This is a genomic window from Ralstonia soli, from assembly GCF_023955655.1.
Lineage (GTDB): Bacteria > Pseudomonadota > Gammaproteobacteria > Burkholderiales > Burkholderiaceae > Ralstonia > Ralstonia soli.
Map to the genome: position 1 here is coordinate 526,558 of NZ_JAMXHT010000004.1, position 24,637 is coordinate 551,194.

General features: G+C 59.8%; 21 protein-coding genes. 6 read left to right on the plus strand and 15 right to left on the minus strand.

Annotated elements, in window-relative coordinates; all coding sequences use genetic code 11:
* Positions 1-54 precede the first annotated feature (54 nt).
* The 5 genes from NG900_RS12740 to NG900_RS12760 all read right to left on the minus strand — a co-directional run bounded on the left by NG900_RS12740 (position 55) and on the right by NG900_RS12760 (position 7,148).
* Positions 55-2,448 carry an efflux RND transporter permease subunit gene (locus NG900_RS12740; RefSeq protein ID WP_252680716.1) on the minus strand — a complete coding sequence of 798 codons (2,394 nt, stop codon included), beginning with the start codon at positions 2,446-2,448 and terminating at the stop codon, positions 55-57.
* Between the two features lie 31 nt (positions 2,449-2,479).
* On the minus strand, positions 2,480-3,445 hold the full coding sequence (locus tag NG900_RS12745; RefSeq protein ID WP_252680718.1) for a sialidase family protein: 966 nt from the start codon (positions 3,443-3,445) through the stop codon (positions 2,480-2,482).
* Positions 3,446-3,536: 91 nt separating this feature from the next.
* Complete coding sequence (locus NG900_RS12750) at positions 3,537-4,481, minus strand: VOC family protein (protein WP_252680720.1); 945 nt, start codon at positions 4,479-4,481, stop codon at positions 3,537-3,539.
* 21 nt (positions 4,482-4,502) lie between these two features.
* Positions 4,503-6,260 (minus strand): FAD-dependent monooxygenase, encoded by a 1,758-nt coding sequence (locus NG900_RS12755; RefSeq protein WP_252680722.1) that lies wholly within the window; start codon positions 6,258-6,260, stop codon positions 4,503-4,505.
* 36 nt (positions 6,261-6,296) lie between these two features.
* Entirely contained in the window at positions 6,297-7,148 is an 852-nt protein-coding gene (locus tag NG900_RS12760; protein WP_252680724.1) for a fumarylacetoacetate hydrolase family protein, read from the minus strand.
* Positions 7,149-7,373: 225 nt separating this feature from the next.
* On the opposite strand from NG900_RS12760, the gene NG900_RS12765 reads away from it, so the two are divergent.
* Positions 7,374-8,111, plus strand: a complete 738-nt coding sequence (locus NG900_RS12765) for a GntR family transcriptional regulator (protein WP_252680726.1) — start codon at positions 7,374-7,376, stop codon at positions 8,109-8,111.
* A gap of 341 nt (positions 8,112-8,452) precedes the next feature.
* Entirely contained in the window at positions 8,453-9,361 is a 909-nt protein-coding gene (locus NG900_RS12770) for a LysR substrate-binding domain-containing protein (RefSeq protein ID WP_252680728.1), read from the plus strand.
* A 105-nt stretch (positions 9,362-9,466) separates the two neighbouring features.
* Here the strand turns inward: NG900_RS12770 and NG900_RS12775 are convergent, their stop codons facing one another.
* A complete protein-coding gene (locus NG900_RS12775; RefSeq protein ID WP_252680730.1) occupies positions 9,467-9,766 on the minus strand; it encodes a putative quinol monooxygenase in 300 nt (99 codons plus the stop codon).
* Positions 9,767-10,092: 326 nt separating this feature from the next.
* On the opposite strand from NG900_RS12775, the gene NG900_RS12780 reads away from it, so the two are divergent.
* The gene (locus NG900_RS12780) at positions 10,093-10,731 is read left to right on the plus strand and encodes a hydrolase (RefSeq protein WP_252680732.1); all 639 of its coding nucleotides are present in this window, start codon (positions 10,093-10,095) and stop codon (positions 10,729-10,731) included.
* Positions 10,732-11,228: 497 nt separating this feature from the next.
* Here NG900_RS12780 and NG900_RS12785 read toward each other — a convergent pair whose 3' ends face one another.
* The 9 genes from NG900_RS12785 to andAc form a co-directional block, all read right to left on the minus strand.
* Positions 11,229-12,410 carry a methyl-accepting chemotaxis protein gene (locus NG900_RS12785; RefSeq protein WP_252680734.1) on the minus strand — a complete coding sequence of 394 codons (1,182 nt, stop codon included), beginning with the start codon at positions 12,408-12,410 and terminating at the stop codon, positions 11,229-11,231.
* A gap of 168 nt (positions 12,411-12,578) precedes the next feature.
* Entirely contained in the window at positions 12,579-13,514 is a 936-nt protein-coding gene (catA, locus tag NG900_RS12790; RefSeq protein ID WP_252680931.1) for a catechol 1,2-dioxygenase, read from the minus strand.
* Between the two features lie 60 nt (positions 13,515-13,574).
* Positions 13,575-13,865: a muconolactone Delta-isomerase gene (gene catC / locus NG900_RS12795; protein ID WP_252680736.1), complete on the minus strand. Its 291-nt coding sequence runs from the start codon at positions 13,863-13,865 to the stop codon at positions 13,575-13,577.
* A gap of 27 nt (positions 13,866-13,892) precedes the next feature.
* Positions 13,893-15,029: a muconate/chloromuconate family cycloisomerase gene (locus NG900_RS12800; RefSeq protein WP_252680738.1), complete on the minus strand. Its 1,137-nt coding sequence runs from the start codon at positions 15,027-15,029 to the stop codon at positions 13,893-13,895.
* Positions 15,030-15,171: 142 nt separating this feature from the next.
* Positions 15,172-16,539: an MFS transporter gene (locus NG900_RS12805; RefSeq protein WP_252680740.1), complete on the minus strand. Its 1,368-nt coding sequence runs from the start codon at positions 16,537-16,539 to the stop codon at positions 15,172-15,174.
* Positions 16,540-16,602: 63 nt separating this feature from the next.
* Complete coding sequence (locus NG900_RS12810) at positions 16,603-17,826, minus strand: NAD(P)/FAD-dependent oxidoreductase (protein ID WP_252680742.1); 1,224 nt, start codon at positions 17,824-17,826, stop codon at positions 16,603-16,605.
* A gap of 14 nt (positions 17,827-17,840) precedes the next feature.
* Positions 17,841-18,173 (minus strand): anthranilate 1,2-dioxygenase ferredoxin subunit AndAb, encoded by a 333-nt coding sequence (andAb, locus tag NG900_RS12815; RefSeq protein WP_252680744.1) that lies wholly within the window; start codon positions 18,171-18,173, stop codon positions 17,841-17,843.
* Positions 18,174-18,184: 11 nt separating this feature from the next.
* Positions 18,185-18,661 carry an anthranilate 1,2-dioxygenase small subunit AndAd gene (gene andAd / locus NG900_RS12820; RefSeq protein WP_252680746.1) on the minus strand — a complete coding sequence of 159 codons (477 nt, stop codon included), beginning with the start codon at positions 18,659-18,661 and terminating at the stop codon, positions 18,185-18,187.
* A 1-nt stretch (position 18,662) separates the two neighbouring features.
* The gene (gene andAc / locus NG900_RS12825) at positions 18,663-19,940 is read right to left on the minus strand and encodes an anthranilate 1,2-dioxygenase large subunit AndAc (RefSeq protein WP_252680748.1); all 1,278 of its coding nucleotides are present in this window, start codon (positions 19,938-19,940) and stop codon (positions 18,663-18,665) included.
* A 665-nt stretch (positions 19,941-20,605) separates the two neighbouring features.
* Here andAc and NG900_RS12830 point away from each other — a divergent pair.
* From NG900_RS12830 to NG900_RS12840, 3 genes are all read left to right on the plus strand, one after another.
* On the plus strand, positions 20,606-21,616 hold the full coding sequence (locus tag NG900_RS12830) for an AraC family transcriptional regulator (RefSeq protein ID WP_252680750.1): 1,011 nt from the start codon (positions 20,606-20,608) through the stop codon (positions 21,614-21,616).
* Between the two features lie 309 nt (positions 21,617-21,925).
* Positions 21,926-23,026 (plus strand): porin, encoded by a 1,101-nt coding sequence (locus NG900_RS12835; protein ID WP_252680752.1) that lies wholly within the window; start codon positions 21,926-21,928, stop codon positions 23,024-23,026.
* 210 nt (positions 23,027-23,236) lie between these two features.
* Positions 23,237-24,610, plus strand: coding sequence for an amidohydrolase family protein (locus NG900_RS12840; RefSeq protein WP_252680754.1), 1,374 nt, complete (start codon positions 23,237-23,239; stop codon positions 24,608-24,610).
* Positions 24,611-24,637: the final 27 nt, after the last annotated feature.

Genomic DNA, 24,637 nt, shown 5'->3' on the forward strand with positions numbered 1-24,637 from the left:
TTTCTTTGTATCCATCAGGCCGAGTGGTTCACGCCGGCGAATTCCCGAGCAAATTCACGCCGGGTTTTCTGCGGGCACTTCGGCGGTAGGGGCTCGCTGTGCCGCCGAGAACGCATCTCCCACGATGAAGCGGGGCCGGAACACGTACACCATCGCGGGCATGAGAAAGAGCGCGCTGAGGGCGGAAATGCAGAGCCATATGGCCATGAGAATGCCCATATCGGCCTGGAATCGAAGCGACGAGGTACACCAGAGCACAACGCTGACGGTCAGGGTGGAAGCCGTGATCAGAACGCCCTTGCCGGCAGTCCCGAGCGAGGTCACGATGGCTTGAACCAGATCGTCGTGGTGTTCAAGTTCTTCTCGAATCCCGTCGACGATGTAGAAGGCGTAGTCCACCCCGAGCCCGATACCGAGTGCCGCCACGGGAAGCGTGCTCAGATTCATGCCGATGCCTTTCCAAGCCATGTAGCTGAACGTCACGGTGTTGGACAGCGCGACCGGCACCATGAAGAACAGTCCTGCCATGGCAGAGCGATACGCCACTGCGCAGCAGACGATCAGCACCAGCAACGCCAGCGCAATACTTTCGATCTGGCCCGAGAGAATGACCTCGTTGACAGCGGCCAGCACGCCGATCAGACCACCGGCCAGTTCGTAATGCGCGTTCGCAAGAGGATGGTCGGCAATGAAGGTTTTCAGGCGCTCAATCGCGGTACGGATGCTCTCACCGCGGTGGTCGCGAAAGAAGAACGTCACGGAGGCATTGCGAGCCTGGGCGTCGAGGAATCTCGTCATGTCGCCCGGGTCGGATCCCGAAGCCAGCATGTACATCAATTCGCCGTTTTCCTGCGCGGTGCGGCCAATATCTTGATAACGCGGATTACCTTCGCGCAGCACACGCTTGACCGCGGGTATCACGTCGGCCAACGACAGGCTGCCGCCAATTTCCGGTTGTGCCGCCATATAGCGCTGCATCGCGCTCATCGTGCGCAGCACCGCGGGGTCCTTGATGGCACCGGGCGTTTCGCCGGACACCACGGCGTACATGCGGTCGGCGCCTTGAAACTGGTGATTGATGGCAGCTGAATCGCGGTTGTACGTGGAGTTCTGCCAGAGGATCGGCGAACCCGGCTCCGCATCGCCGACATTCAACTTGAATGCGTAAATGCCTGAGACGACAAACATGAGCGCCGCGCAGCTCAACACCGCGTAGCGTGCGCGAGACGTGACGATGCGCACGGCAAACGCCAGGATGCGGCGTAGAACAGGCGATACGTCGAATCGATGGGCGTGACCTTGCGGACGGCGAATCCACGAGAGCAAAACCGGCGTCATCACGCAGGCGCTCAACGCGATGGTCATGACCCAAACCGACCCGATGATTGACACCTTGTGCATCAGCGGAATCGGCGTGAGCACCACCACGATCATGCAACCTGCATCAGCCACGACACCGAGCATGCCTGGCTTGAATAGCTGCAGCATGGCGGCCCGGGCCGCTGCCGCGGTGGTCGGTGCACCGCTTTCCAATTCGTCATCGAAGCGCGATACCAACTGCACCGAATGCGAGATCGCACGTGCCGTGATCAGGAATGCGATCACGATGACCAACGGGTCGAGATTGAAGCCGATCAGGCTGGCTGTGCCCAGTGCCCAGATGGCGCTTGTCAAACCGGCCAGTAGCGGGAGCACCGTGCCGCGCCAGGTCCGCGCCGCGATGAAGAGCAGCGCCACCAGACACGCGACCGTCACCAGAAAGATATGAAGCGTCTCCGGCAGATAGTGATTGACCCAGCCGTAGAGAATCGGCTCGCCCGCCACACGCACCACGACGCCGTCACCGCGATTCGCGTCAGCGATCTTCATGATCTGCGGGAATATCTTGCGATAGTCCGCTGCCCCTTCGTAGAAATCGACTGTGATGAGCGTCGCTTTCAGATCATGCGAAACATAGGCGCCGTAGACCAGCGGATTATTGAGCACCGCCTCTCGCAACTGAGTGAGGCCTGCCGGTGTTTCAGGCACGTCCGGCCACATGATCGGGCGCATGTCGATGGCATCGGTGGATCCTCGGATCTCCTTGAGCTTCTTCGAGGCCAGCGAAACAATCTGAAACTGATTGACACCATCCACCTGCTGCAGCGCCGTGGTGATCGCCTTCACCTTGCCAAGCAGCACGGGGTTGAAGACATCGCCATGCTCGGCTTCGAGCATGATGCTCACCATGTTGGAGCTGCCGAACGCCTGTCGGAATTCGTTATGAACCTTGATGTACGCGTGTCCTTGCGGCAACAAGTCTTCAAATACCGTCTTGATATTCACACGCGCCGCAAAGGCAGCCATCACCAGCGTGAGCACGCTGAACGCAGCCACCACATACTTGCGGCGGCGTATGCACAGCTCGACAAAACGCTCGAGCTGATTCGAAATCATGTTCTCCACCATCGTCTCCTGCTGATTGGACGAATGACGCGCCCTACAGCGCATGCTTTTCTGTCACCAGCGGCTGTGTGCCACTGAAGTAGTAGTGCTCGGCGCCCGCAGCGACCTTGGTATGCCAGTCGCGGTCCGCGGTAGCACCGCGTGTCTGACGCCACAGATGCCCGTCGATGTCACCGACCAGCACCACGCCTTTGTCGCCGACCGTGAGCCAGCGTTGGCCGTCCCAGATCACGTCGAACAAGTGCTCGGGGGTGACCTGCGTCTCCAAATGCCAGCGCTGTCCGCCATCGTTCGTCGTCAGCACCGTGCCTCCGAGGCCAACCGCCACGCCGTTGCGCTCATCGCGAAAAGCAACGGCCATCAGGCTCACCTTGATCGGGCTGGTCTGTGCAACCCAGCTCGCACCACCATCAACCGACTTCTCGATCCGTCCGAATTCCCCGACGCGCCACCCTTGCTGGTCGAGGACAGCAATGTCGTTCCAGGAGACGTCTTCATCGGTGCCAACCCGCACCCAAGTCGCCCCATAGTCGGACGAGCGCAACGCGAGTCCCCCCTCCCCGACTGCCCACGCCGCTCCGCCCGACACTGTCTTGACGCGTACAAGCTTGTTGGCAATGCCCGAGTGCGGCACGTTGATTTCTCGCCAAGTGGCACCGCCATCCTGCGTTGCGACGACGACCCCTTGATCGCCCACGGCAACGGCGCGCTGGGCATCCCACGCAGCAACGTCTTGGAGGTTTTCCAATACGTGCGAGGCCTGACTACGCCAAGTGTGCGCAGCATCGTCACTGCGCATCACCCTGCCGTGAGCACCAACGAGCCACACGGTGTGCTCGGGCGCCGTGGTGATACCGTAGAACCTGTCATCGCGCTCGAACAACGGTGGCGGCAAATGCCCCCCAAATGGTTTGGGCTTGATGAACAGGCCGGCGTAGAGCAATCCGGAAATGACAATGAGCGGCAATCCGGAAATGAAGATGTTGAAAATTCGCTTCATGCGTAATCCTTCAGCGCGCACGAAAGCCGGGGAGGCCGGAGCTATCCGGCTTCCTCCACACGGTTGCGTCGCAGGAAAAGAGGGGCGGTGACTAGGCCGCGTCCGCCTCGGTATTCAGGATGAAATAGGGAGGCACATCCGGCCCCCAGAGGTAGAGCGAGTCCTCCGGGGGGTGGTCCCCCGCCGGCCAGTTCGCGCCTGGCGGCACGAAGTCGATATCAGCCGAGTATTCGGCGAAAGAGCCCCAAGGGTCGCGCACATAGTAGAAGTAGTTGGAGCCAAGCACATGGCGCCCGGTACCCCACCCTTCCGTATAGCCGGCCTTGCACATCTGGGCAGCACCAAGCCCGACCTCGTCGACCCCAGCCACGTCCCAAGCACTGTGATGCCAACCCTTGGCATCGCTGGCAGCAAAGGCGATGAGATGGTGGTCGCTGCCGTGGCGCGCGTGCATGAAGGCCACCAAGTCGCGTGAGCGGTCCGACAAACGCAGACCGAGCACATCGCAATAAAAGACGATGGAACGGTTGATGTCCGAGCTGAACATCAACACGTGGGACAGTCTGCGCGGGGTCACGGTTTTTGCGTCACGATGTCCGTGCACGCTGCGCTGGCCCGCCCGGGGGGGCGAATCCACGCGAGGTGCAAGAGCGCTTAGCGTGGTCTTTGGGCCGATCCTTATCTGGATCAGGTTGCCATCGGGGTCGACAAACCAGTGCCCCTCCCCGCTAACGTAGGCCTCTGCCGGCGCCGGCCGTGCGTCGTTGGCCCGAACCTGCGCCACCAGCGTGTCGAACTCATCTGCGTAGCAGTTCAGGCTCAGATAGGCCAGCCGCTTCCGCGGCCCCTCGTAGATGCGCGCCCAGATATGGGGATTACCGAAAGTCCGCAGCTCGAGTTGCCCGCCTCGATGCTCCACATTGAGACCGAAGCTCGTGAAGAAATTGCTCGCTTGTCCAAGGGACGGCACTTCGAGTGCGAAATGGTCGATCGAATGAACGCCATAGCGCGATTCACCAGGTTGATTCCAGGACATAGGGTTCTCCTTCGTCGCGACTCACGCCGGCAGCGCAAGCACCTGCCGCATGACTTGCTCAAGGCAATCGACCGGCTCTCCGTGGGTGCCGAGCTCGTTCTCGCGCCATGCGACATGACGATCGGGGCGAACCAGCAGGCATCCGCTGTCGCTGATACCGGACAGCTTGTGCCAGCGGCCATAGACATCCTGGGCGTCGCACTTCGGACCACCAATCGACACGACGTCGATATCCACTCCAACCTTCTCGGCAACCCGGCTTGCCGCGTCACGCCAGGCGGAACCGCCCACGCCTGTGAGCAATGTGAACCGCCCGCGGCCAACCAGGTCGAGCGTCGAGAGCTTTTGCTGGCCGCGTTGCAACCACGCATGAGGCAAGCTCGCGCCAGGATAGGTCGTTGCTTGGTAGTACAGTTCCGGGTCGCGCTCGGGCGCCGGACGCGGCATCTCGTCACGCACGATCGCATTCGATCTGTAGACTTGCCCCAACTCCACGCCATGGCAGTTGAACTGGTAGTTCTGCAGGTCCACCGCCTCGCTCAACACTTTGCGGCGCTCGCGCCCATGTGCGCTGTCGCTGAACAAATCGTCGACGTTAGCCCAGCCTGCGGCCTCGTCCTGCCCAGGCGCAAAACCCAACGCATCGGAAATCGGCAGCATGTCGCGCACAGACTTCATCGCCCGGGCCACCACTTGCTCACCGACAGGCTGCCGCTCCTGCGTATAGGTATCGAGTAGCGCTACACCCGCCTTCCCCTTGACGACCAGCGCAAGCTTCCACGCCAGGTTGAAGGCATCTTGAACGCAGGTGTTTGTTCCCAGACCGTTCGCCGGTGGATGGCGATGAGCAGCGTTGCCAGCGATGAGCACGCGCCCCTTGTTCATGTTCTTGGCCACCACCTGATTGATGGTCCATTTCGATACGGCCTTGATCTTGACCGGTATGTCAGGGTCGCCAATGGTGGCGCGCGCGCGTTCGGCGACAGCCGCTTCGCTCAGGTCAGGCTCCCCTTGGGATGGGTCGTACATGAACAGCAGCACCCATTCATTCCACGGACGCACGCTGATCCACGTGCCACTGCCAACCCAATAGTTGTTGCCAGGTTGCGTCATCCAATACAGCACGCCAGGACGATGTGCTGTGTACTTGCTCAGGTCCGCTTCCAGCCAGACATTGACGGCCGCGCCGAGACCCATTTGGCCTTCGGTCGGGAAGCCGATCTCCTTGACGACCACACTGTTGTCGCCGTCCCCACCGATTGCATAGTCCGATACAACCTCGAGTTCCTCTCCGGTGATACGGTCCCGGCAAACTGAGTACACGGCATCGGCGTCCTGCCGCATCGAGATCAGCTCGGTGTTGAAGAGGAACTTGCCGCCGCGCTCACGTGCGACGTCGAGCAAGATGGGCTCCATCAAGTGCTGCGGAATATTGCACATGCCGCAAGGGCTGGCCAGGTCGTAGTCGACCTTCCGTTCGGGCCCGGTCCCCCACGTCTGCAGGCGAGCAATCTCGGTCCCGGCAAAGCTGGTGGCCCAGACATTGTTGCTCATGAATTGGGACGGTGTGGCGGCCTGCAGCACGCGGTCCTCAATACCGAGATCGCGGAACACCTCCATGGTGCGCTGGTTCGTAATGTGGGCGCGCGGGGAATTTGCTGTTCCGGGATAACGGGTGATCGTCAAGGTCTCAATGCCTTGAGTGGCCAGCAGGCAGGTGGCCGCCAGCCCGGTCGGGCCCGCACCGACAATAAACACAGGCACTCGAATCTGTCGCATGTCTCCTCCAACTATCTTTTTCAATCTGTGCCTGCGTCAACCACGAATGGCTTCGTCCTGCACCGTGTTCTTCAAGACGCCGAGGCCCTCGATCTCCACCTCGCAAACGTCCCCATGGCGCATGAGAAGCTTGGGTTCGCGCGCCCAGCCGATACCGGCCGGCGTGCCGCTCACGATCACATCGCCTGCTTCCAGCGTGATGGCCTCGCTAAGAATGGCAATGAGTGAAGCCACGTCGAACAACATGTCCTTCGTATTCGCGGACTGCACCACCTTGCCGTTCAAGCGCGTTTGCAGCTTCAGGCCGGCGCCTCCTTCCGGCAATTCGTCGGTGGTCACAAGAGCTGGGCCGAATGCCCCTGTGCCATCGAAGTTCTTGCCAACGGTCCATTGCGGCGACTTGAACTGGTACTCACGCACTGAGCCATCGTTGAAGATGGAGTAGCCCGCAACACAGGCGAGCGCGTGCTTTTTCGGAATGTGGCGGCCACCATTGCCCAGGACAACGGCCAACTCCCCCTCGAAATCAAGCGAATCGGAAACGAGGGGCCGAATCATCGGCGCCTGATGTCCGATCAGACTCGTATTGAAGCGGGGAAAAATGGTCGGGTAGGACGGCTGCTCGTACGGACTTTCCTTGGTGTGGTCGGCGTAGTTCAAACCGACACAAATGACCTTGCCCGGGCGCGTAAGCGGCGGCAAAAACGAAACCGAGTCGCTGGCGTATTCAGCACCGCCGGCGCTGCGCGTCCGTCCGAATGTCCTCAGATCAACGCCGCCAGCAAGCAGCTCTTCAAGCGTCATCTCACCAATCTCTCGGATCGTCTCGCCATCGAGCACCCCGAGCAACCTGCGCCGACCGTCCGGCGAAAAATGAACATATTGCATAGCATCTCCGACTAATGTCTTGCGTGAACCGTACCCGGCGCTGGATGTCACGCCAGAAGCGTGAAGCCCATACGCGGGCTGGTCAGAAGCGTTGGCATCTACGCCGCCGGCCTATCTACGTGTGGCGGCCCTGTCGAAAATATATACAAAACTCACAAACGTAGCTATTTTTTTGTTCGCATCGTTAACCCTAGGAATGTATATAATTTGTGCTGAGGAGCTCCTATGGACGATGACCGTTACGAAACCGCCGACAGCAATGGCTCTAGGACAATGGCCTCGGCATTGACCGAGGTGATCCTGCAGGACATCGTGACCGGCGTGCTGCCACCCGGCTCGAAGTTGAAGATTCGCGAACTGGCCGAGCGCTATCAGGCGGGCACAATCCCGCTACGCGAAGCCGTGTCGCGCCTTGCGATGAGCGGATTCGTCGAAGCAAAAGATCAGAAAGGCTTTCGGGTCACGCCGATCTCCCAGGAAGACCTGGAGGACATCACCGCGGTCCGACAACGCATCGAAACGGATGCGCTCCGTGATGCCATCGAACGAGGTGGCGCTGAATGGGAAGGATCGGTGCTCGCAGCGTTTCATCAAATGAGCTGTCTGCCGATGACGTTGCCAGGGCATCCCCAGTGCTTGAACCCAGCGTGGGAGCGAGCACACGATTGTTTTCATGCGACGCTGCTGTCCGGTAGCCGCTCCAAGTGGCTCAAGCAGTTTGCTTCTGTCTTGCGTGCGCAATCTGCACGGTACCGCCATCAATCGCTTCGCAGCGAACGAAGTCCGCTGCGGGATGTCGCCGACGAGCATCAGAGCATCGTCAAGGCGATATTGGCTCACGACGCAGACCGCGCCTGCGAATTGCTGAGTGCGCATTTCGCTGCCACGACACAGTTGCTGCACAACGAACGCACGGCGGCTGCCGCATCAAAACCTTCGGCCGAATCGAGGCGCAAGAAGTAGGCTACGGGGCAGGACTTCGGGCGCTTGATGCGCCGGTGGTTCACTGCCGGGCGCGGCGTACCCAGCCTGGCATACGCTCGCTATCGCGATACCCCGGTGCAAAAAATAGATCAGAACACAGCCTGCTTTTTCCATAGCAATCAATTCGCACCCGACGTGTGGTGTCCAATTAAGCCTTCGCCACGGCGAGTCTTGGCAGACACGGTTCGACGGGAGCAGACGATAGCTAGCAAGAATGGCATTTCTTAGTGGTATTCGAAGCTTGAAAGCCATCATAGATTCGCCAAAGCCGCCCTAGTAGTGCCGTAACATGCCGTCTGTGTTCTATAGAAGGAACAATCGTGGACGACCTGAACGACCTCTATTACTTCGTCAAGGTGGTGGAGCACGGCGGGTTTACGCAGGCGGGTCTCGCGCTCGGCATACCGAAATCCAAGCTGAGCCGTCGCATTGCGGCGCTGGAGGAACAGTATGGTGTGCGTCTTCTGCAGCGCACCACGCGGCACTTTTCCGTCACGGAAACCGGGCGTGAATTCTATGAACGCTGTGTCGGAGTTTTGATAGAAGCAGAAGCGGCGCGCGAGGTCATGGAACGCGAGCGCTCCGAGCCACAGGGCATCGTGCGCATGAGTTGTCCGACGGCATTGCTGGACTACCGCATCGCCGAATTGGTGGCGCTGTTCATGGTCGAGTACCCGAAGATTCAGGTGCAGCTAGAAGCAACCAATCGTCGTGTCGACGTCGTCGGAGAACGTCTGGATTTCGCATTACGCGTGCGCTTCCCCCCGTTGGAGGACAGTGATCTGGTGATGCGGGTTTTTTCCGAAAGTCGTCAGCGGCTTGTCGCCTGTCCTGCGCTGCTCGATGGCCGTGAGTTGCCTACGCATCCTGCGGATCTGGCTGGCATGCCAAGCCTTGATTGGGGACCGCCTCGCGATCACATATGGAACCTCGTCGGCCCTGAGGGAATGCAAGCGCAGGTGCGGCATCAACCTCGGTACATCACCGACGACATGACCGCGCTGAGGCGCGCAGCGCTCCATGGCGTGGGTATCGTTCAATTGCCTTGCATGGTTGCCGAAGAGGATCTGCGCAATGGGACCCTCATCGACATCCTGCCCGGCTGGGTTCCCAAAGGGGGGGTCATTCATGCGGTTTTCCCGTCCCGCAGAGGCTTGCTACCGAAGGTGCGCCTGTTGATTGACTATCTCGCCACCCACATTCAGAAGGAGTCCGGTGGGCTGCTGTAACGCCGCAGGGAGGGCTCCCACCGTTTTGACATCCAACCACTTCGCGCCGGCGCCGCAACACGACGCGCTCGGTCATCATCGGCCGCCTATCCCAACGACCTTGGCTCAGGCAACAAGTTTCATCCGGTAGAAGACTTCCATACGCTCCACCGCGTCGCTGCCTTCCTCCTGAAAGTGGCGGATGTGATCGGACTGCGTGTGGTGGGCTTCCTGCGCAGCAGGGCTACCCCAGTGCTCGACGAAAACAAATCGCCGAGGGTCATCCTGTTGCTCGAACAACTCGTAGCGCAGATTGCCCGCATCGCGGCGGGATGGCGCCACCACGGCGCGCAGTTTTTCCCGCAGTTCCGCCTCGCGCCCCGTCTTGGCATACAGGATCGCCAGCACATAAAAGTCGTCCGTCATTCCTGCCCTCCGCACGTATGGTTTGAGCAAAGACTAGCAAATGCCACGGTGCAAGCAAGCCCGAATCGCGAGCCACGCGCCTCGTTCTTTTATAGAGAACAGCGTGTTTTCTGGATGACTATCACGCGTGTTCCGATGTATCACTTATCCTTTAGACGTTCGACACGAAGCGCGGTAGCAAGACTTGCAGGACGGAAACCCCGACTTGCAATTTGCTGGGTCAAGCATCGTCGACGATCAATCAGGTCTATGTCGCGCACGGTTCATGTAGCGCCGGTCCTGAAGCGCTGTGTAGCAGAAATCCACCTCTTGCTCTGGAGATAACCATGGCCAGTGAACCCATTCGCGATCCCGCAAACGACCACCTGCTGACGCCGCAAAATGCGGCCTTCGTAATCATCGACTACCAACCGGTCCAGGTGAACTCCATCGCCTCGATGGACCGCCAATTGCTCATCAACAACATTGTGGGGACGTCGCGTGCCGCGGTTGCATACAAGCTTCCGATCGTGCACTCCACTGTCAATGTGAAGACCGGCCTAAACAAGCCGCCAATCCCCCAGCTACGGAATGTGTTGGGCGACTTCCCCACATATGACCGCACTTCGATCAACTCTTGGGAAGACGTGGAGTTTCGCGCGGCAGTGAAGGCTACTGGGCGCAAGAAGCTGGTCATGACCGCCCTGTGGACGGAAGCGTGCTTGACCTTCCCCGCCCTAGACGCCCTCAAGGAAGGTTATGAGGTCTACGTCGTGGTCGATGCTGTAGGCGGCACATCCGTGGCAGCGCACGAAGCTGCGCTGCGCCGCATCGAGCAGGCTGGCGGCAAGATGATCAGCGTGGCACAGCTGTTCTGCGAATTGCAGCGTGACTGGTCGCGCAGCGAAACCGTCCCAGCTTTCATTGACCTCTTCATCCAGACCGGCGGGACCGCAGGCATCCAGTTCTCGTACGACCGCACCTGACCTGCAGGCGGGGCGGTGCTCGCATCACCGCCCCGCATTCGAACTGACCGGGCGCAGATGCGGAAACTTCGGGGCTGTGCGAGGCATCTCTGGCCAGACCTGCATGCTTACCCACACGCGATACCGTGGACGTTGCGTCGCGGATGAACTGGTCGACGTCGAGCGCGGTGAATGCCCCTCCCTGACGAAGCACACGTCCATCCACGATGACGGTCTCCACGTTAACGGACTGTCTCGAGTAGACCAGAGAAGTGTATGGCTCGAAGACCGGTGCGATATTGATGTCGGTGGTCCGCACGGGAATGATGTCGGCACGCTTTCCCCGGCTTCAGCGATCCCACTCATGCCGGCCGCATCAAGCCGACTGGCTGTGCAACCGGGACCTTCCTGGCGTAATCGACAAACCCCGAGCGTCCGGACAAGATGATCCGGTGCTCGCGAGGATCGCCCCCGATATCAGTTGACCTCGAACTTGGAGCAAGCGCCTATCGCGGTCACTACCGGAGCTTCGTCACTTCGGCCACTGGGATTTCGACGGCAGGCGCAGCGCCAGTGTGGATCTTGAACAGAGAGACGGCTACGCCCAGCGCAACAGCCTGCTCTGCAAGTGACTCGGCCGCCGCCGCCGTCTGTTCGACCAATGCTGCGTTCTGCTGCGTGACCTGATCCATGTGTGCGACGACCTGATTGATCTGCTCGATATTGCGGCTCTGTTCATCGGTTGCTCCAGCGACGTTCCTTACCGTATCGGAGACTTGCGTGGCCACACCCTTGATCTCGCGCATCGATGCGCTCACCTCATTGACCTGCCGGGCGCTTGCCTGAATCAGCGCGACAGAGGAAGAAATGAGGTCTTTGATTTCCCTCGCCGCGGAGGCGGCGCGCTGCGCAAGAGCACGGACTTCTCCTGCGACAACGGAGAATCCCTTTCCCAAGTCGCCGGCGCGCGCCGCCTCCACTGAGGCATTGAGCGCCAGAATGTTCGTCTGAAACGCGATCCCCTCGATGGCACTCGTAATGTCAGAGATCCGGGCCGAACTGCCGCTGACGCTGTCAATGGTACGAACCATCTCAGCAACCACCGCACTACCAGCCTCGGCAGCTTGCATCGCAGTCATCGCCAACGCACTCGCGTGCCGCGTACTGTCGGCGTTCAACTTTACGGTCTCGGTGAGCTGGGCCATGCTGGAGGCGGTTCTCTCCAACGATGCGGCCTGCGCTTCCGTGCGCGCGGAAAGGTCGTGATTACCCATCGCAATTTCGCGCGTCGCCGTATTGACTGCCAGCAAGGAACCTTGAACCACAGAAACGGTATCTTCTACGCGACGCATCAGCGTGTCGAACGCTCGCGCACTACGTCCAAACTCGTCCATGCGCGGACTCGACGATCGCTTGGTGAGATCCAGCGTGTTGGCAATCTCTGCGAATTTCCTGCGCTGCCGCTCCAGTCCGCCACAGATGACCTGGTGCAGGTGGTAACCGCCATATCCCATCACGCCGCAAGCCAGTGCCGCAGCGCCGATCAGCAGTTGCAACGCAAGCTGAAATCTTGGCAGCGCGTTCAGTTCGAGATACCGGAAAGTGAAGGCGCCCAGACAACCGACGGCAACCATCAAAACCATCGATGTGCCGAAAGTCAGGATGAGCTTTAACCTGAGTGTAAAGGTGGGATTGCCCACGTCCCTCCCCTTCTTTGCAAGGGTTGTAAGTCGGCGATGAGTCGGTACCTGACTTGCACCGGCTGCGCGTTCTAAACCAGACCGCGATTTTCCGTTCGGATCTGCGCACTATGTCAGCCACACGAGCGACGGCGGCGCGCTCTACATCCGCCGCCGTCCTGCCTGCATTTACGCCGTCGCTTCTGTGCGCAGGCGATTCACGATCTGGTTGTCCTTGCCATTGACGAGCGAAGTGAGCGCGATGTTGAACTCGATCGACTTGTACGCGTCGTCCTTGAGGCCGAGTTCCGCACCGCCGCTCTTCTCGATGACGTGCGGGATGAGCTCTTCGCGGGTGGCATAGGCGAAATCGTCCCAGATCAGCGGATCGCCTTCGACGTTGAACTGCGTCGTGAGCTTGCGATGACCATCACTCGTGACGAAGAAATGCACGTGCGCCGGGCGGTTGCCGTGCCGACCAAGCCCATTCAGCAGTTGCTGGGTCGCGCCTTGCGGCGGGCAGCCGTACCCCACGGGCATCAGGGTGCGGAATTCGTACTTGCCATCCACACCGGTGCGCACCGCGCCTCGCAGATTGAATTGCGTCTGTGCGCCGGTCGGGTCGAAGTGAGAATAGAAGCCCTTCGAATTGGCATGCCAGCATTCCACAACTGCACCCGCAACCGGCTTGCCGTCCGACCCGGTAACCGTGCCGTGAATGACCAGCGGACCGGCTTCCGGATCTGCGTTGATATCGATCTTGTTTACGCCATCCCGCACGGTCGCCCCTGCAACGTACAGCGGGCCTTCGATGGTGCGGGGCGTACCGCCATCAATGCCGGCTGCCCTGTCCGCAGCGTCCATCCGCACGTCCAGATATTTTTCGAGGCCGAGGCCCGCCGCGAGCAGTGCTGCTTCGCCGTCCTGGCCCAACTTGTTCAGGTAGTTGATACCTGCCCAGACTTCGTCGGGAGAAATGTCGAGGTCGTCGATGGCCTTGAACAGGTCCCCAAGCAAACGGTGGACGATGCGCTGGAAGCGCGCGTTGCCGCTGCTGCCATCCAGGTTGGCGGCAGCCTTCAGCAAATCCTGGACTTCTTTGGTTTGAAAAACTTGAACGCTCATGATCTCGGTCTCCTTTTGTCTTGGGCGGGGAATTGGCATTGACTTGGCGCACGCCGGAAATCAGGCATCGCTGTCCCGGATGGACGACGGGTGGCGGCACAACGGTGTCACGGAAATCTTCATGTACGGGAACAGCGGCAGTGCGGTAAGCACGTCGTGCAGCTCGGCGTTACTCTCCACATCGAAGATGCTGTAGTTGGCATATTCGCCGGCGAGTCGCCAGATATGGCGCCACTTCCCGCTGCGTTGCAGGTCCTGCGAATACGCCTTCTCGCGCACCTTGATCTCGTCGGCCACCTCCGCGGGCATATCGGCAGGAATATTCACGTCCATGCGTACGTGGAAAAGCATCGTCTGCGTCCTTCTAAACGTGGGGAGTTACCGCGTGGTCTTCATCAGTCCGTCGCGGGTGAAGCGTTTGACCTTCTCTTCGTCAAGCGTGATACCAAGACCCGGACCATTCGGCACGGTGAGCTGGAAATCGCTGTAGTCGAGTGGCTCGGTCAGAATCTCTTCGGTGATGAGTAGCGGTCCGAACAGCTCGGTACCCCATTGCAGATTCGCGAAGGTCGCGAACAGATGCGCCGAAGCCACCGTGCTGAACGCGCCTTCAAGCATCGTGCCGCCGTACAGCTCGATGCCGGCCGCGTCCGCAATCGCCGCGACACGCTGCGCGGCGAACAGGCCGCCGCTCTGCTCGATCTTGATCGCAAAGACATCGGCGCCGCCCTGCTTCGCAATCTCGAATGCACTTTGCGGGCCCTGCAGAACTTCATCGGCCATCAGCGCGATGGGGAAGCGGCGCATGAGGCGCGCCAGCGCCGCCACCGATGCCACCGGCTGCTCGACCAACTCGCAGCCCGCGTCGGCCAGCGCGGGAATCGCCCATGCAGCCTGTGTTTCGCTCCATGCCATGTTCACATCTACGCGTACAACCGCGTTGTCCCCCAGCGCTTTCTTGATATTGGCCACGTGCTGGATGTCGACCTTGGGGGCTTTGGCACCAATCTTCAGCTTGAAGATGTTGTGACGGCGCACATCGAGCATGTGTTGCGCTTCGTCGATGTCCTTCGCAGTGTCGCCAGACGCAAGCGTCCACGCCACCTGCAGGCGATCACGGCGGCGGCCGCCAAGCAACTCGCTCACCGTCACACCGAGGCGCTTGCCGTGCGCATCGAGCAGCGCCGTTTCCAATGCGCTCTTTGCAAAGTGATTGACTTTCACCAGCTTGTCCAGATGCGCCATCAGCGCCCGAATGCGTGTGGCATCCCGGCCGATCATGGCGGGCGCGAAGTAGCTGTCGATCGCGATTTTCATCGCTTCGGGGCTTTCCGGGCCGTAGGCCATGCCGGCAATCGTGGTGCCTTCCCCGATGCCGACAACGCCATCGCTGCAGTACACCTTCACCAGCATCAGCGTTTGACCATGCATCGTGGCCACCGAAAGCTTGTGGGGCCGAATGGTCGGCAAATCCACTAGGCTGGTTTCGATACGTTCAATCGTCGCGTGGTTCATTTCGCCTACTGCTTAATCAGATTGGGTTGGCTCATTTATCTATTTGTGGCATCCCTAGATGGCCGCATGCTTCAACGCGTCAGGAATAGACCGCCGCGAGAAGTCCGCAAGACGGCGTACCCTGTCGCGTTGCATCTTTTACTTACGTGTTGGCTTTGGCCGGTTGGCCTACATCGGCAAGGCTCACACTGACGCCTGTTGGCATGGCTGATCGAGCGTGATTGATCAGCAGTACTGCCACTGCAGCCACCAGGCCCGGTACTGCGATGGCAATGAAGTTCTGCTCCAGAGGCAAACCCATGGCGACCAGGACCCCAATCACGATGGGTGCGAGAATTGCACCACCTCTGCCCACGCCAAGAGCCCAGCCAATCCCGGTGGCACGACAACCCACCGGATAGAACTGCCCCACATAGGCACACCCGACGATTTGTGTGCCAATCGTGGTCGCGCCTGCCAAGCCCACCAGCAGATACAACCAGCCCGTTGGCATGGGATGCCCAAGCAGCGTGATAGAAACCGCCGCGAGTACGTACATGCAAATCAGGACGTGCTTGATATGGAACCTGTCGGCAAGCCATCCGCCGCCGATCGCACCAACCATGCCGCCAAAGTTCAGCACCAGTACGAAAGCCAGTGCAGATCCGAGGCTATAGCCAGCGTTAGCCATCAGCTTGGTGAGCCAGGAACTGAGGGCGTACACCATGAACAAGCACATGAAGCAGGACAGCCAGAACATCAACGTGCTACGAGTTCGGCCCTGCTGGAAAAGCTGGTTCACGGGCGCACTCGGCGTTGCAATGCCGGTATCACTCAGGACGAATTTATCGTCAGTGCTGGCCCGGTAGCTTGCGTCGATACGGCCCATAAGCCGCTTCAGCTCGTCAGTCTTCCCACGGCGGATCAGATACGGCATCGATTCCGGCATCGACTTCAGGATGAATGGAATCAGCAGAACCGGCAGGCCTGCAGCAAGGAAGACGGACTGCCAGCCATAGCTTTCAATCAGGCCTTTGCCCAGCACCGCGGCCAGCATGCCTCCAATGGAGTAGCCGCTGAACATGAACGTCACCATCGTGCTGCGTACGCGCCCTGGCGCGTATTCGGTCATCTGCGCGATCACATTCGGCATGACGCCGCCAATGCCGATGCCAGCCAGGAAGCGTGCTGCTCCGAACTGCATCGGACTGCTGCACAGGCCAGCGACAGCGGTAAATACACTGAACAGCGCAATGCAGATGGCGATGGTCCAGCGCCTACCGATCGTTTCAGCAAGCGTGCCCATCAGGATATTGCCGACCATCATCCCGACAAGCGCCGTACTGACGAGAACGCCTGCCTGCCTTGGGTCCACCTGAAGCTCTTTCATGATGGACGGCAATGCAATGCCTGCCACCGCGAGGTCATAGCCGTCGAAAATAATGATGACGGCGCACCAGATCAAAACACCGTAGTGAAAGGCTCGCAGCCTTGCCTCGCTGGCCATCTTTTGAATGTCGATTTCCCGCATGTCTCCTCCTGTTTATAGTTTTTGCGGCTTACTGGAGTGAATCCCCAGCCGCGGTAGCCACGCTCATAGCTTCGCCAGCGCCACTTCCGGATTGGCGAGATCCTCTCCCCTGACTTGCGTTCGCCGCTCAATCAACCGCTTGGCAAAACGCAAATCGCGCGCGGCGTTGCTACCCAAAGCGGCGATCAAGCGGTCGCCTTCCAGGTAAAAGCAGACGAAGCTGCCCGCGGCAGGATTACCGCGCATCACCATCTGATGCGCAGGCATTGGGATGCCATAGATTTGCAGGTTCGTACCGTATTGATCCGACCAGAACCACGGCAGCGGGTCATACTCCAGGTGCTGCCCCAGTGCAGACTTGGCCGCGGCAATCCCTTGCTCTTGAGCGTTCTGCCATGACTCCAGCCGCAATCTCCGACCAGCCCAGCTATTACGCGCAACGGCAACATCACCTGCAGCGAAGATGTGTGGGTCCGATGTCCGGCATTGGGCGTCGACTAGCACACCACCGTCGCACTCGAGCCCTGCGGTGCGCGCCAGTTCATCGTTGGGAATCAGACCAATGCCAACCACTGCAACATCGCTGCGGATTGCTTGCCCATCTGACAACACGACGTCGAGCCCGCCTGCGTCATCCGATGAGAAGCTCGTCACCGCCGCACCCAGACGCACCTCGACACCATGCGCGGCATGAAGCTCCAGCAAGTACGCTGACAACGCTTCAGGTACGCTTCGTTCGCACAATCTCTGCGCCGTCTCGAGCACCGTGACTGCAGCACCAAGCTTGCGCGCGGTCGCAGCAACCTCAAGCCCGATCCAGCCGCCACCAATCACTGCGACGCGCGCGCCTGGCCGTAAAACAGGAGCAAGCCGTACCGTGTCATCAATGGTGCGCAGCAGATGGACTCCCGGCAGATCGCTCCCCGGAACCATCAGCGCGCGAGCGCGTCCGCCGGTGCAAATGATCAATTTTTCATAGGGAATCACCCGACCATCGGCTAGCACCACCCGGCTGCCGCGTCGGTCAATCTCCACTGCGCGGGTGTTTCCCAGCCATTCCACTGAAAGCTCGGCGAGTGCTGCGGAGTCAAGAATGTGCAGGCTCTCGGCTTGCGCCTCCCCTGCCAAGATCCCCTTGGAAAGCGGTGGGCGCTCGTACGGAGGGTGAGCTTCATCGCCGATCAAAACCAGACGGCCTTTGAAGCCTTCCTGTCGCAGGGTGCGCGCCGCCCAAGCGCCAGCCTGTCCCGCTCCGAGTACGACAATGGTGCTTACGTTGGTGTCCATGGTGCTGCGAGCCTTCAGGACGAAGCCACCACGGCGGGCAACATGAGGATCTGAACCCGTCCGTCCTTCACCTGCACCGGATAAGTCTGGACAGGCGTCACGCAGGGAGCCTTGCGTGGCTCGCCGGTGCGCAGGTCAAACAGCCCCTGGTGCAGCGGGCACTCAACGCAGCCGTCTTCGACAAACCCTTCGGACAGCGGAACGCGCTCGTGTGTACACAGGTCATGCAGCGCGAATAGCTCTTCGCCAACGCGGAAAACCGCAATCGCGACGCCGGCCACCTCAACGGCACGCGGTTCGTCTTCAATAAAATCGTCGGTGCTGCCGACATCATGCCAATAGCTCATCTGAGTGACTCCTAGATCGGCGTTGCGAGAAGCGTTTGGACCCTGGAGGTGTCGTAGATGACCCGCTTTTCCTTGAAGTACCACCCCCCACCACACTTGACGACCGTGTCGCGGTAAACGCCTGCCTGGTACACGACCGAATCCCCTGCCGCACCGGTGTTGACAACGATGTAGCTCGACACCGTTCGTACCTCTGCAGCGCTCTCGGATTCGATCACGAGCCCCCCGAGGGCGTGCCGATAGCCGTGGGCTTCATAAATGTTGGCGTGGCGCAGTGCAACGATGCGATCGCGCATCATCTTCTGGTTACGGCAGTGGATGATCGGCGCAGGCAGGCCGCGGTCCGCGTTCTCACGCGAGATGATTGTGTAGGTGCCGTCCTCGGTGAAAAACTCTGGCCACGTCTCAAGCAGATTGTTGTCGATGGCGTGCACGTAGCGGTTTTGCAGCGCGCTCATTTCCATCCAGAGCTGCAGGTTATTGTTCATCTCAGTACCCCATCGCGCGCTGATAACCCGCCCAGAAGCGGCGAATCAGGTTTTCGGTGATATTGCTGTTGGTCTGTTCAGGCGAATCCAGGCCCATGCCCATGTAAGAAGTCTTATCACCGTCGCGGACAGTGCCTCGCTGCACCAACTCGGTCGCCTCGGTGTCTTCCATCGAGATGTAGCCCGCTGGCCCCACCAAGTTGGCTTGCAAAAGACGTAGCTCCCGCAGTTCGGGCGTGTCATCCTCGTAGCCAAAGAAATGGAACACCAACTCGAAATTGTTTGGCCCCTTGGGTAAGAGTTGACGCGCGACCAACGTGTTGTGGATCTGCTGGATAACCAGCTGCGGGAATATCGGCTGAATGTGGTTGGTGCAGTCTTCTTCGAATTCGGAGACTTGACCCAGCACATACGGATCCTGCAGCTCGAAGCCATCCTGCATCGATCGGATCTTTTGGTCCGTGTATGCCGCGGCCGTATTTGCCTCCACCTTGGGCTTGGTCACGGTGATGAGGCTGTGCAAACCGTGCGTCGCATCCGGGATGGACCGAGCGCTCATGCCGACGCGGAAGATGTTGAACGTCGTGTGGAACAGGTGAAGCAGGCTCGCGTGATACGGGTCTTTGACGTTCTCGAAGTAAAGCTTCCAGTTCGACTTCGAGTACTGGCGCGTACATCCGAGGTAGACGATGGGCTTGTGGAAGACGCGGTCCACCCATGGGCGCATCTCAGGGCCAATGTAGTCAGCCAGTGCGGGCGCCTCATCGCTGAACGTGGCGAACAAAAGGCCCCGGTACTCTTCGACCCGAAGTTTCTGCAGGCCGTGCTGCGATGGGTCGAATGCCTTGGCCATGCCGGACAGCATGATCGTTCCCTGCTTTTGCCCTCGCCGGAACGGCACGCCTTGCAAGTCGCCTTCGCACGAGTAGTTCCACTGGTGATAGACGCAGGTATGCGAGGCAGCGTTGCCATGCTTTTCGCGGCAAACCATCGCGCCGCGATGTGCACAGCGATTGACCCAGCAAGCAAACCCGCTGGCGGTGCGGGTAACCACCACCGGCGTGTCACCGACAAACGTGCTTTTGAAATCGTGGAGATTCGGGATCTCACAAGCCAGCGCCACAAAGCTCCAGTGTGGCCCGCGATAGATGCGTTCTTGTTCGCGCTCGTACACCTCTTGCGAACTGAAGACACTGTAGGGAACGCACGAGCCGTCGGGCTGTGGAAATGAAACCAGCCGATCGCTGGTGCCGGTGGCCACCGTTGAGGAGCTTGACATGGCTGTCTCCGCAGAATTTATGGGTATTGGGAATGGACCGAGTGTAGGAATCCATTGCTCCATGGGACTATCCGGAAATGGTGGATTCGCGCGGAGCAGTGATCCGGTTTTGGCGAATACCGTGCCGGCCATCCGGAATTGGAAAGGGAGCGGATCCGGGCAATCCGGTTCCGGAAATACGGCGGGTCTTGTAGCGGAGTCGGTGCGGCGGCAACACCGGAACGGGTAGAAGTGCGAGCCGGCTCACAGTGCAGCCGCGATCGCGAAGAGCTGGCATGGGGCAGTGCAGTCCGGGAAATCGCTCAGCGTCACCGGGCCGGCCTCTATCCGGAAACCGTGAGCTTGCGCTGACGGAAAATCCGTTTCTTGCGATGCGTAGCGGGACTATCCTAAAGTGGCAACGGTTCCCCCGGCGCCTATCCGGTTCTGGCAAATCTGCGTTGCATCACCACCGAGCCTTACCTCTACCAGGGAGCGCTGTGGCAAGATCAATCGCATAAGAGGGGCGGCGATCCCTCGCCAACGAACTGGATCTATACAGCAGCCTGGAATGGAGGGCGTTCCCGCCATCGTGCACGCACCGTGCGATGCAGCGAACGGGACACGACTGCGCAGAGACGCAAGCACCACATTCACACTGCCGCAGGCCAGAATGGAGACAAACCATGCCGCTCTCGCCGCGGGCCCCCGTCCTGACAGCCCTATATAGGAATCCGCTTTTCCGCTCCGATGTCCGCGTCGAAGCGCATGAACAAGTCGCACTCGAACTTGCCGACCATGTGCTCCGCTGGAAAGCTGGCGTGCCCGACGCCGCGATGTTCAAAGGCCAGCTGAACCGCCTGAGAATCTACGCCCTGCGCTATGGCGCAGAGGTGGAAGTCTCTGCGCGCCCCTTCGATAATTTTGCGCTGGTACATACCTCGCTGGGCGGTGGCGCCGAGATTGAATGCGACGGCCATCGGCTTTGGGTCGCGGAAGGGCGCACGGCTGTACTCGCGCCGAAAGAACGCATCCGCCTGCGCTGGAGCCCGGGGAACCAGCAAATGATCGTCAAGGTTCCCCACAGCCTGCTGCACGAGGCGATCGCACGCGAAGAAACGCCCATGAAGCTGGTACCAGGCTTCCTCATGCCGCGCGCGTTGGAAATGCAGTGGGAGTTGCTCGCCCATTCGCTGCTCAACCTGCTCTCCCCTGCTGGAACGCCGGAGGCACATTCCAAATGGGTGGATCAATTCGAACGGCATCTGGCGTCGTTCTTACTATTGCACCAGCCCGAAGACGCTGTGCAAACCGCCATGTCTCTCGTGCACGCTGCTTTGCCAAGCGAGTCAGACAACACGCATTCCAATCGCGGCGCGCGGCAGATGGATGCAGTCATCGCCTATATCGAGTCTCACCTTTGCGCACCTGTCTCGCTGGAGGATCTCGCCAGGGTCGCCTGTGTGAGCTCCCGCACGCTGAATACGCTATGCCGCCGCTACGCCGGAATCGCTCCGATGGAACTGTTGCGTAACGCACGGCTCGACGCTGTCCGCTCACGCCTATTGCTCGACCCCAGCGCGAGCATTACCGAGACCGCGTTGGCATATGGGTTCGGGCATCTTGGCCGCTTCGCAGCCTATTACGCGGCGCGCTTCAACGAACTGCCGAGCGACACCCAGAGGCGCCGGGACTAGAAGAGCCGCGGCCGTTTGCGGGTTGCGCTGATTCCTTCTTGACGCAGCTCCAGCTGCCTTCGCATCGCCCGAGAGGGTGAATCGGTCGCTTGGCGACTCATCAGCAAATACTTCATCGCCGCAGAAAATTTGCTCATTTAGTTTAAGTGTCAACTATTTATAAATAAAGCATACAAGCTGCGCGCTCGGAAAACCAGAACACGATCCTGGTTTTCGGCGAGTCATTCACGACGTCAGAGGCCACATCACTGGCACAGCGTCGTCGTCACAACTCATCGCAAACAACAAGACTTTTATTGGGGAATCAGGGTGAAAAATCACCAACATTTCATTTGCGCTACCGCATTGATTGGAACGATCGTCGGAGCTGCGTCATCTTCGGCGCATGCACAGAGCAAGGTCGAAATTACCGGACTTCTTGATGCCGGAGTCGGCTACGTCAGCAATGTCGGTGGCAACAACAGTTATCGCGCCAATCCGGGAATCTTCAGACCCAACGCATTGATTTTCCGTGGAGAAGAAGATCTCGGTGGTGGCAACAAGGCACTGTTTTATCTTGGCTCGCTTTTCAGCATCCAAAGCGGCACAGTCTTTGGCGGACCCGGCAGTCTTTTCTCGCGCGAGTCCTATGTCGGCCTATCTAACCAGTATGGCAAGCTGACCTTCGGGAACCAGCGTGACTTCATGTTCGACACCCTGACGCTGAACAAGTACCCGGCCAGTTTTGCTGCCGGCTCCTATGCGGCGCATCAGGGGCCATTCCCCAGCTTTACCGTCCCCTATTCCCCACAGGCAGCGTTTGACTTCGACCGCGTGAATGGCGAGGCCATCGCCAATACCGTCAAATTCAAGAGTGTCGACTTCAATGGTCTGACGTTCGGTGCGATGTACGGGTTTGGCGAGACGGCCGGTAGCGTTGGCAAATCGAGTTCGACCAGCTTCGGTGTCAACTACGATGCCGGCCCAGTCGGTATTGGGGCCGCCTATACGATGTCAAAGGCGCCATCCATTAACAACGGCAACGACGGCATCCGAAACGTCGGGATCGGCGCCCGTTACGAGACAGGCAAGTTCTTGATTTCGGCTTTAACGACGTTCACGCGCAATACAGCGACGGGCGCCCTTATCAATGCCAACGATATCAGCGTGGGATACAGCTTTACCCCGGCCTGGACGCTGTCGACGATCTATACGTACATGCGTGGTAACGAGCGGCTGAACAGCGTTCACGCCAATCAGCTGACGTCGATGCTCAGCTACCGCTTCTCCAAGCGGACCATGGTGTATGTGGACGCAGCGTGGCAATTGGCGTCGGGTCGCGCCGCTTACGCTCAGGTTAACGCCTCGCCTGGCGCCTCGAACAATGCCCGGCAGTTCATCAGCACCTTCAGCATGCAACACACGTTCTAACTCCAGCGCGCGCCGGCGATGACCGGCGCCGTCTGAACGCGCCGCCCCGGAAAAGGCGCGGGACGGACAAACGCGAACACAGACCCAATCGCGCTTTGGCGCGCATCTACTTTGAAAAACGGACTACCGATGCAGCACGTACCCCCTTACTCACGCCGTACCTTTCTGAAAACATGCGGAGCGATAACCGGTGGCGCCGCAGTACCAGCCTTGTTCAGTACCACCGCGGGCGCGCTCACGGCCGCGACTGGCGCGCGCCGTCTTCCGGAACAGGGGGAATACATCTTGCGCGGCGGCTACATCCTGACCATGGACCCGTCACTCGGCGAATACCCCCGTGGCGATGTTCACGTGAAAAAGGGTGAGATCGTTGCCGTCGGCACGTCGATCACCGTGCCCGGCGCAACTGTCATCGATGCCAGTGGAACGATCGTCATGCCGGGTTTCGTTGACACCCATCAGCACCTCTGGACAAGCGTGCTGCGCGGCTCCATCCGTGGAGACGATCCCAAATTCGGCTATTTCCCAAGTAAGGCTCGCGCGGGTGCCCGGATGACACCCGAGGACATCTACAACTCCGTCTGCCTGGGTGTCGTGGAAGGCCTGAGTTCTGGCATCACGACTGTTCACGACTTCTGCCACAACGTACCCTCCCCGGCCCACGCCGCCGCTGATCTGAAAGCGCTTAACGACCTTGGAGTTCGAGCCCGGCTCTCTTATGGAAGGTTCGGTGAGCCATCGCCGGTCCCCATGGACTGGCAAGACGTCGCGCGAGTAAAGAATGAGGTGTTGCCCAAGAGTCCGCTTCTCTCGTTAGGTGTCATCGTAGCGCCAACCATGGAAAAAGACGGCTCGATGCGCGCCAGCGTGCTCGAGGATCTACGCACATCGATAGCGAATGCGCGCGCGCTCGATTTGCCATACACCCTGCACTACGGCAACCTCACGCACGGCATCATCGACATCATGGCCAAGAACAACTGGCTCACGCGCGAGCTTTTGCTGGTGCATCCCCAAGGCTTCACCGCGCCAGAGCGTCAGTTGCTCGTTGCGAATCAGGTCGGGATCAGCATCGCGCCCTCGATCGAAATCCAATACTCGACGGTACGCAGCGGGTACACGCAATTCGCCGAAATGGAAGCACTGGGCGCCCAGATGGGGCTGTCCGTAGATTCCGCCGCAGCATCGGCAAATGCCAACTTCTTCAACGAAATGCGCGCGCTCCTTTGGGCGCACCGCACTCGTAGCGACACCACGGTGAAACTCACGCCGCGTCGGCTCGTTGAACTGGCCACAATCGACGGCGCAAAGACACTCGGCCTGGCCGACCGAGTCGGATCGCTGACCCCTGGTAAGCGCGCCGATATCGTGCTGATCCGTACCGACGACATCAACATTGCGCCGGTGATCGACCCATTCAATTCGCTCGTCTACTCAGCGCAACCGAGTAACGTAGATACGGTCATGGTCGACGGCCGCATACTGCGCCGCGGCGGCAAATTCATGGCCCTGGATATGGAGCAGGTCATCCGCGATGCCACGCGATCTGCCCTGCGCTTGCGCAGTGAGGCGGGACTGGCGTAATTAGGCGCGACGCCCATGTCATGGCAA

What these genes read in the sequence shown, in the direction of transcription:
- NG900_RS12740 (WP_252680716.1), bottom strand. Translation starts at nt 2,448, where the DNA reads ATGGTGGAGAACATGATTTCGAATCAGCTCGAGCGTTTTGTCGAGCTG.
- NG900_RS12745 (WP_252680718.1), bottom strand. Translation starts at nt 3,445, where the DNA reads ATGAAGCGAATTTTCAACATCTTCATTTCCGGATTGCCGCTCATTGTC.
- NG900_RS12750 (WP_252680720.1), bottom strand. Translation starts at nt 4,481, where the DNA reads ATGTCCTGGAATCAACCTGGTGAATCGCGCTATGGCGTTCATTCGATC.
- NG900_RS12755 (WP_252680722.1), bottom strand. Translation starts at nt 6,260, where the DNA reads ATGCGACAGATTCGAGTGCCTGTGTTTATTGTCGGTGCGGGCCCGACC.
- NG900_RS12760 (WP_252680724.1), bottom strand. Translation starts at nt 7,148, where the DNA reads ATGCAATATGTTCATTTTTCGCCGGACGGTCGGCGCAGGTTGCTCGGG.
- NG900_RS12765 (WP_252680726.1), top strand. Translation starts at nt 7,374, where the DNA reads ATGGACGATGACCGTTACGAAACCGCCGACAGCAATGGCTCTAGGACA.
- NG900_RS12775 (WP_252680730.1), bottom strand. Translation starts at nt 9,766, where the DNA reads ATGACGGACGACTTTTATGTGCTGGCGATCCTGTATGCCAAGACGGGG.
- NG900_RS12780 (WP_252680732.1), top strand. Translation starts at nt 10,093, where the DNA reads ATGGCCAGTGAACCCATTCGCGATCCCGCAAACGACCACCTGCTGACG.
- catA (WP_252680931.1), bottom strand. Translation starts at nt 13,514, where the DNA reads ATGAGCGTTCAAGTTTTTCAAACCAAAGAAGTCCAGGATTTGCTGAAG.
- catC (WP_252680736.1), bottom strand. Translation starts at nt 13,865, where the DNA reads ATGCTTTTCCACGTACGCATGGACGTGAATATTCCTGCCGATATGCCC.
- NG900_RS12800 (WP_252680738.1), bottom strand. Translation starts at nt 15,029, where the DNA reads ATGAACCACGCGACGATTGAACGTATCGAAACCAGCCTAGTGGATTTG.
- NG900_RS12805 (WP_252680740.1), bottom strand. Translation starts at nt 16,539, where the DNA reads ATGCGGGAAATCGACATTCAAAAGATGGCCAGCGAGGCAAGGCTGCGA.
- NG900_RS12810 (WP_252680742.1), bottom strand. Translation starts at nt 17,826, where the DNA reads ATGGACACCAACGTAAGCACCATTGTCGTACTCGGAGCGGGACAGGCT.
- andAb (WP_252680744.1), bottom strand. Translation starts at nt 18,173, where the DNA reads ATGAGCTATTGGCATGATGTCGGCAGCACCGACGATTTTATTGAAGAC.
- andAd (WP_252680746.1), bottom strand. Translation starts at nt 18,661, where the DNA reads ATGAACAATAACCTGCAGCTCTGGATGGAAATGAGCGCGCTGCAAAAC.
- andAc (WP_252680748.1), bottom strand. Translation starts at nt 19,940, where the DNA reads ATGTCAAGCTCCTCAACGGTGGCCACCGGCACCAGCGATCGGCTGGTT.
- NG900_RS12830 (WP_252680750.1), top strand. Translation starts at nt 20,606, where the DNA reads ATGCCGCTCTCGCCGCGGGCCCCCGTCCTGACAGCCCTATATAGGAAT.